The sequence below is a fragment of the Phyllobacterium sp. P5_D12 genome, assembly GCF_054049495.1.
On record NZ_JBFUMG010000255.1, the window covers coordinates 1 to 6137 of the forward strand.

Genomic DNA, 6137 nt, shown 5'->3' on the forward strand with positions numbered 1-6137 from the left:
GCGTATACCTGGACGGAACGCGGTTGAGAGCGTGATTTCCCCTGGCTCGTTGGCGCCAATGGATTCAGCTGCATTTTTTACGAGATTGAGGAACACCTGAACGAGCTGATCGCGATTTGCGAACACGTAAGGCAACGACGGATCATAGTCCTCGTGAAACTTGATATGGCTGGCAAAACCATTCTTGGCGATGGCTTTGACGTGGTCCAGCACCACGTGAATGTTCACCGCTTCGCGTTCTATCGGGCGTTCGTCGGAAAAAACTTCCATGCGATCGACAAGTGACACGATCCGGTCGGTCTCATCGGTGATCAAGCGTGTTAGCGCCCGGTCATCGTCGGAAAGGCCGGTCTCAAGCAATTGTGCGGCTCCCCGGATGCCAGAGAGCGGGTTCTTGATCTCGTGCGCCAGCATGGACGCGAGGCCGGTAACCGAACGTGCCGCGCCGCGATGCGTCATCTGCCGATCAAGTTTTTCCGCCATCGAGCGTTCCTTGAAAAGAATGACGATCGAACCCGGCGATTCACTGACGGGAGTGACGTAGAGATCGACAATCCGGTCCTGGCCGAGCCGTGGTGACGAGACGTCGACGCGATATTCGTTGACCGGTGACGGGCTCTCGCGCACTTGCTTGACCAGCGCCAGCAGAGGGCTGCCAAACGGCAGCAGCATATCGAGCGTGTTGCGGCTCAAAATGCTGGCGCTTGAGCGGAAGAATGCTTCGGCATCGGCGTTGGCATAGGAAATATAACCTGCATCATCGAGCATGATCACCGGGTGCCGGATCGAATTCAGGACGATGCCCGCCAACCGGTCTCCCAGCATAGATTTGTCCGATGCCGTCATCAGGCCACCTTCTTCATTTCTTCTGTATTCGTCAGCGTAGCGTGGAGACGCCGCACAACCTGTTGCGGATTGGTTTCGGTCATAATCGAACCGCGTGTCACAGCGCCAACGTCACCGGCATGCATGTCGAGATACCAGCCAAGATGCTTGCGCGCGTGGCGAATACCCGTGGCCTCGCCATAATGCGAGAGCATCGCTTCGTAGTGCGCGACGGCATAGTCGGCGATCATGTGGCTGGCATCTCGTCCGCTTCCCTGAACGATCGTTCCTGGCAGCCAAGGTTGGCCATAAGATCCGCGTCCYACCATGACTGCATCCGCACCCGAGGCCTCAAGGATTGCCTTTGCATCGTCACGGTCAAGAACATCGCCATTGGCTACAAGTGGGATCGAGATTGCGTCTTTTACAGCTCGAATAGCGTGCCAATCAGCTTTGCCTTCGTAGAACTGGCAGCGCGTGCGGCCGTGCACAGTGATCATCTTGACACCGGCCTGCTCTGCACGCACGGCCAGCTCCGGGGCGTTGATGCTGGCGTCATCCCAGCCAAGCCGCATTTTCAGCGTAACTGGAACCCGCACAGCGCCGATTGTTGCTTCGATCAGTGTCAACGCGTGATCGAGATCGCGCATGAGTGCCGAGCCCGACAAACCACCCGTTACCTTTTTGGCCGGGCAACCCATGTTGATATCGATGATATGGGCGCCCTCGCCTTCAGCGATCCGCGCAGCTTCCGCCATCCATCGGGTTTCACGGCCTGCGATCTGCACAACGTGCGTGCCCAATCCATCACCCCTGAGGCGCAACAGGTTGCCGCGTTCGCGCGTGCAAAGCTCTGCACTCGCAACCATCTCCGATACGACCATGCCGGATCCCGCCTGCCACGCCAACTGGCGGAACGGCAGGTCAGAAACGCCAGACATAGGCGCCAGAAACACGCGGTTGCGCAAATGTACCCCGCCGACATCCAGTGGTTGATCCAATTCGATCACGCGATTCTGCCTGTTTCGTATGCAATTTCGTAATAGCCTATCCTTTAGACAGATCGTTGCCTCTTCGCAAGGCATTGCGCACTGTGAATGGCCGGATTTCGACTCCAGTCGTTGCTAAAGTTCTGGTCTTTCCGTTTGGCAAAGGGTAACGCAGTCTGCATCGAACGGAGAGAAGCGTGCCGGGGAAGTCTGACAATAAGGAAATGCGGGTAGCTGCGGTCATTGTGGCGGCCGGACGCGGTGAACGCGCAGGTCAAAGCGTTGAAGGACCAAAGCAATACCGCAAGATCGGCGGGGAAGCCGTTCTGGCGCACACGATGCGCGCATTTCTTGATTGCCCGTTGATCGACCATGTCGTTGTGGTAATCCACAAGGAAGACAGTGCACTGTTCGCCCTGGCTCTTGGAGATCATGCCGAACGAGTTACTGCTGTGATAGGTGGACCAACCCGACAGGAATCGACACGTCTCGGGCTTCTGGCTCTAAAGGAGAAAACACCGGATCACGTGTTGATTCACGACGGTGTTCGCCCCTTTATCTCGGCAGATCTACTGGAGCGGGTCATTTTCAATCTGACCCCGCATATCGGGGTCCTGCCAGTCCTTGCCGTGTCGGATACGTTGAAAGCTGCCGGACCGGACGCGATGGTCAGCGCAACGGTACCGCGCGTGGGCCTCTATGCGGCGCAGACTCCGCAAGCATTTCCCTATTTGCCGATCCTCGATGCGCATAACGCAGCATTTATAGCCGGCCGATCCGACTTCACCGACGATTCGGCCATCGCCGAATGGCATGGCCTGCCGGTGCGGATCGTTGAAGGATCAGTCGACAACACGAAATTGACCTGGGCAAAGGATATCGAAATGGCCGATGATCGCCTGTCGCAAAAGTATTCCGCATTTCCGGACGTGCGCACCGGGAACGGCTATGATGTGCATGCTTTTGAGCCAGGCAATGGCGTGATGCTCGCCGGCGTATTCATCGAACATGATCAAAAGCTGTCCGGGCACTCGGACGCCGACGTTGCCCTCCATGCTTTGACCGACGCCCTACTCGCAACACGCGGCGCTGGCGATATTGGAACACATTTTCCGCCGTCCGATCCGCAGTGGAAGGGCGCCGCCTCCCATATCTTCGTGGAGCACGCGGTGAAAATCGTCAAGGAAGCCGGCGGCCGGATTGCCAATGCGGATGTTACGCTGATCTGCGAAGCGCCGAAAGTAGGTCCGCACCGTGAGGCGATGACCGCAGCATTGTCGAAAATGCTGGGAATTTCCGCGGATCGCATTTCTATCAAGGCCACGACCAATGAGAAACTTGGTTTTATCGGCCGCAAGGAAGGCATTGCAGCCATTGCGACGGCATCTGTGATCTACCCGGGAGGGCTGCCGGAATGAGCGGGCTAATCGCAGAAGCCAAGGCAATTGCGGTACTTGAAGCCTGCCGTCGCCACGGCATTCTGCTGGCCACGGCCGAATCCTGCACCGGTGGTTTGATCGCAGCGTCGCTGACAGATATCGGTGGCTCCTCCGATGTCGTGGATCGTGGGTTCGTCACCTATTCTAACGAAGCCAAGCAAGAAATGGTTGGCGTCCCGGCCGAATTGATCGCCACACACGGGGCAGTATCTGAGGAAGTCGCTTTGGCTATGGCAACGGGCGCCCTCGCACATTCGCGCGCAGGCATTGCGGTTTCGGTAACAGGTATCGCCGGACCCGGTGGCGGTTCGGACATGAAACCCGTAGGACTGGTCTGGTTTGCGCTGGCGTTGAAAGACAAGCCGCCGGTCGCAGCCCGCCACCTATTTGTTGATCACGGTCGCGCATCAATCCGCAATGCCGCCGTCAATGCTGCGCTTGATATGCTTTTGAGGGCGCTAGGGTAGGACTATCGGTTACGCAGCAGATGGTAGTAACAGCATCAGCGCGCCTATTGCAGCAACCACAAGGCCGGGCCAATTCGCTTTCAAACCGAGAAAACGCAGACCGCGATGGCGCGGTTCAAGACCGGCAGAATCACCGTTGCGCGAATGGGATTCACTCATCTCACCGCGATAAACCGCAATTCCGGCCATATACAAAAGCCCGCAAACAACGAATAGCGCACCGATCAGTTTGGTCGTTAACATCACAACCTCCTTGCGATTAACGTAACGGATAGCGTGCGGTTTCGTTCCTGCGGTGCGGGCCGGGCAGCGTAGCGGATCACTTGCCGTAGATTGAGTCCGCCCTTTTTTCAAAAGCTTCGGTGAATTTCCTGAAGGCTATGTCGAACATCGACCCCATGAGAAAACCGAGCGTGCGGCTCTTGAATTCATAATCGATATAGAATTTCACCGCTGAATGTTCCGGATTTTCATCAGGGACGAATTGCCAGCGGTTATCGAGATAGCGGAATGGCCCATCTATATATTTGGTGATGATGACTTTTTCTTCCGGCTTCAAAAGAACCTGACTGGTGAACGTCTCGCGGATCAGCTTATAGCCGACAGTCATGTCAGCAATCAGCAACGTCTTGCCATGACTTTCCTTGCGTGAACGCACTTTCAAACTCTCGCACATCGGCAGAAACTGCGGATAAGTCTCAATATCGGCGACCAGATCAAACATCTGTTCGGCGCGATGCTTCACATGGCGGGTCGTTTCAAATTTCGGCATCGGTCACGCGCGGTTTGCGTGCAGCGCCTCGCGTGCAGCCTTCAGCCTGACGAAATCTTCACCGGCATGATGCGATGAACGTGTTAGTGGGCTGGACGCAACCACCAGGAAGCCCTTGGTTTTGGCAATCGTTGCATAGGATTTGAATTCGTCCGGTGTTACATAGTTCAGCACGGCATGATGCTTGCGCGTTGGCTGCAGATACTGGCCGATCGTCATAAAATCCACATCCGCCGAGCGCAGATCATCCATCAGCTGCAGCACTTCGTTACGCTCTTCGCCAAGACCCACCATGATGCCGGATTTTGTAAAGATCGTCGGGTCGAGTTCCTTCACCCGCTGCAACAGGCGGATTGAGTGGAAGTACCGCGCGCCCGGACGAACTTTGAGATAATTGGACGGAACGGTCTCAAGGTTGTGGTTGAAGACATCAGGACGGGCCGCCACGACAATTTCCAAAGCGCCTTCCTTGCGCAGGAAATCCGGCGTCAGAATCTCGATGGTCGTGCCGGGCGAAATACGGCGGATGGCATGGATCACATCGGCAAAATGCTGCGCACCGCCATCGGCTAGATCGTCACGATCGACCGAAGTGATGACCACATGCTGCAAACCCATTTTCAAAACGGCCTTGCCGACATTTTCAGGCTCTTCTCGGTCAAGCGCGGTTGGCAGACCAGTCGCGACGTTGCAGAACGCACAGGCGCGGGTGCAGATCTCGCCCATGATCATGAAAGTCGCGTGCTTCTTGTCCCAGCACTCGCCAATGTTGGGGCAACCGGCCTCTTCGCACACCGTGACGAGATTGTGCGAGCGCACGATATCACGTGTTTCCGAATAGCCTTTCGACACGGGAGCCTTAACTCTGATCCAGTCGGGTTTCTTCAGGATCTCCGAATCCGGACGATGCGCCTTTTCGGGATGCCGAAGACGCCGCTTTTGATCGATCGTGTCGAGTACCGTTACCATTCTAATGTCCTAGCTTGCGGGCCTGGCTTTGCCGAAAACCCACAGGATGAGAATTGCGCCAACTGTCGCAATGATCAGGTTTCCAAAGAAACCGTAGAAATTGAAATCCAGCAGACCAGCCAGCGTACCACCAACGAAAGAACCGGCGATGCCGACAAGGATATTGGTTAAAAGGCCATGATCGCGGTTCGTTGCCTTTTCAGCGATGTAACCGGCTAGGAAGCCGATAAGCAGCATTCCAAAGAAACCGACACCGGGCATGCCCATAATACCAACTGGCTGATCCATATGCTTCTCTCCCCATCCTTGTTTGCCGCAATTGCGGACGCAAAACCGCTTCACACTTTTGCTGCAATTGCTTTAGCGCCCTGATGCAATGGCAATTGCGCGCAACACCAAGGCCCATATAGCACCGAAAAGAAAACCACCCAACCCGCAAGCAAAGGTAACAATCCAGACACCAAGCCAACCGCCAATTGCTGTTCCATTGATCGATATGGTGTTGCCTGAAACCAGACTCAAGGCGGACGGCACAAACCCGAGTCCAAGGCCGATCAAGGTCGACCATTTCAGAACAGCCCATGAAAGGTTGATCCAGGGTCTGCTATCCTTGATGGTGACCAAAAGCCAAATTCCCTTCGTTGCTTACGCGTTTAACACACGGCCATAGGCATCC

Annotated in this window: 9 protein-coding genes; 2 read left to right on the forward strand and 7 right to left on the reverse strand. The window is 55.8% G+C overall.

Features of this window, described 5'->3' with window-relative positions:
• On the reverse strand, positions 1–846 hold an 846-nt coding region (locus ACXJ5O_RS16175), incomplete at its 3' end, for a two-component system sensor histidine kinase NtrB (protein WP_457300782.1).
• Entirely contained in the window at positions 846–1835 is a 990-nt protein-coding gene (gene dusB / locus ACXJ5O_RS16180) for a tRNA dihydrouridine synthase DusB (protein WP_457300783.1), read from the reverse strand. The genes ACXJ5O_RS16175 and dusB, both read right to left, overlap by 1 nt.
• Positions 1836–2038: 203 nt before the next feature.
• On the opposite strand from dusB, the gene ACXJ5O_RS16185 reads away from it, so the two are divergent.
• Both ACXJ5O_RS16185 and ACXJ5O_RS16190 read left to right on the forward strand, forming a co-directional pair.
• Complete coding sequence (locus ACXJ5O_RS16185; protein WP_457300788.1) at positions 2039–3232, forward strand: bifunctional 2-C-methyl-D-erythritol 4-phosphate cytidylyltransferase/2-C-methyl-D-erythritol 2,4-cyclodiphosphate synthase; 1194 nt, start codon at positions 2039–2041, stop codon at positions 3230–3232.
• The gene (locus ACXJ5O_RS16190) at positions 3229–3720 is read left to right on the forward strand and encodes a CinA family protein (RefSeq protein ID WP_457300784.1); all 492 of its coding nucleotides are present in this window, start codon (positions 3229–3231) and stop codon (positions 3718–3720) included. The genes ACXJ5O_RS16185 and ACXJ5O_RS16190 overlap by 4 nt, the downstream gene beginning before the upstream one ends.
• 9 nt (positions 3721–3729) lie before the next feature.
• On the opposite strand, the gene ACXJ5O_RS16195 is transcribed toward ACXJ5O_RS16190, so the two are convergent.
• The 5 genes from ACXJ5O_RS16195 to ACXJ5O_RS16215 form a co-directional block, all read right to left on the reverse strand.
• On the reverse strand, positions 3730–3963 hold the full coding sequence (locus tag ACXJ5O_RS16195) for a hypothetical protein (RefSeq protein WP_224506680.1): 234 nt from the start codon (positions 3961–3963) through the stop codon (positions 3730–3732).
• A gap of 76 nt (positions 3964–4039) precedes the next feature.
• Entirely contained in the window at positions 4040–4492 is a 453-nt protein-coding gene (locus tag ACXJ5O_RS16200) for a type II toxin-antitoxin system RatA family toxin (RefSeq protein WP_112529215.1), read from the reverse strand.
• Positions 4493–4495: 3 nt separating this feature from the next.
• Positions 4496–5461, reverse strand: coding sequence for a lipoyl synthase (lipA, locus tag ACXJ5O_RS16205; RefSeq protein ID WP_457300785.1), 966 nt, complete (start codon positions 5459–5461; stop codon positions 4496–4498).
• 9 nt (positions 5462–5470) lie between these two features.
• Entirely contained in the window at positions 5471–5749 is a 279-nt protein-coding gene (locus tag ACXJ5O_RS16210) for a GlsB/YeaQ/YmgE family stress response membrane protein (RefSeq protein ID WP_457300786.1), read from the reverse strand.
• 72 nt (positions 5750–5821) lie between these two features.
• Positions 5822–6085, reverse strand: a complete 264-nt coding sequence (locus tag ACXJ5O_RS16215) for a hypothetical protein (RefSeq protein WP_457300787.1) — start codon at positions 6083–6085, stop codon at positions 5822–5824.
• Between the last annotated feature and the right edge of the window lie 52 nt (positions 6086–6137).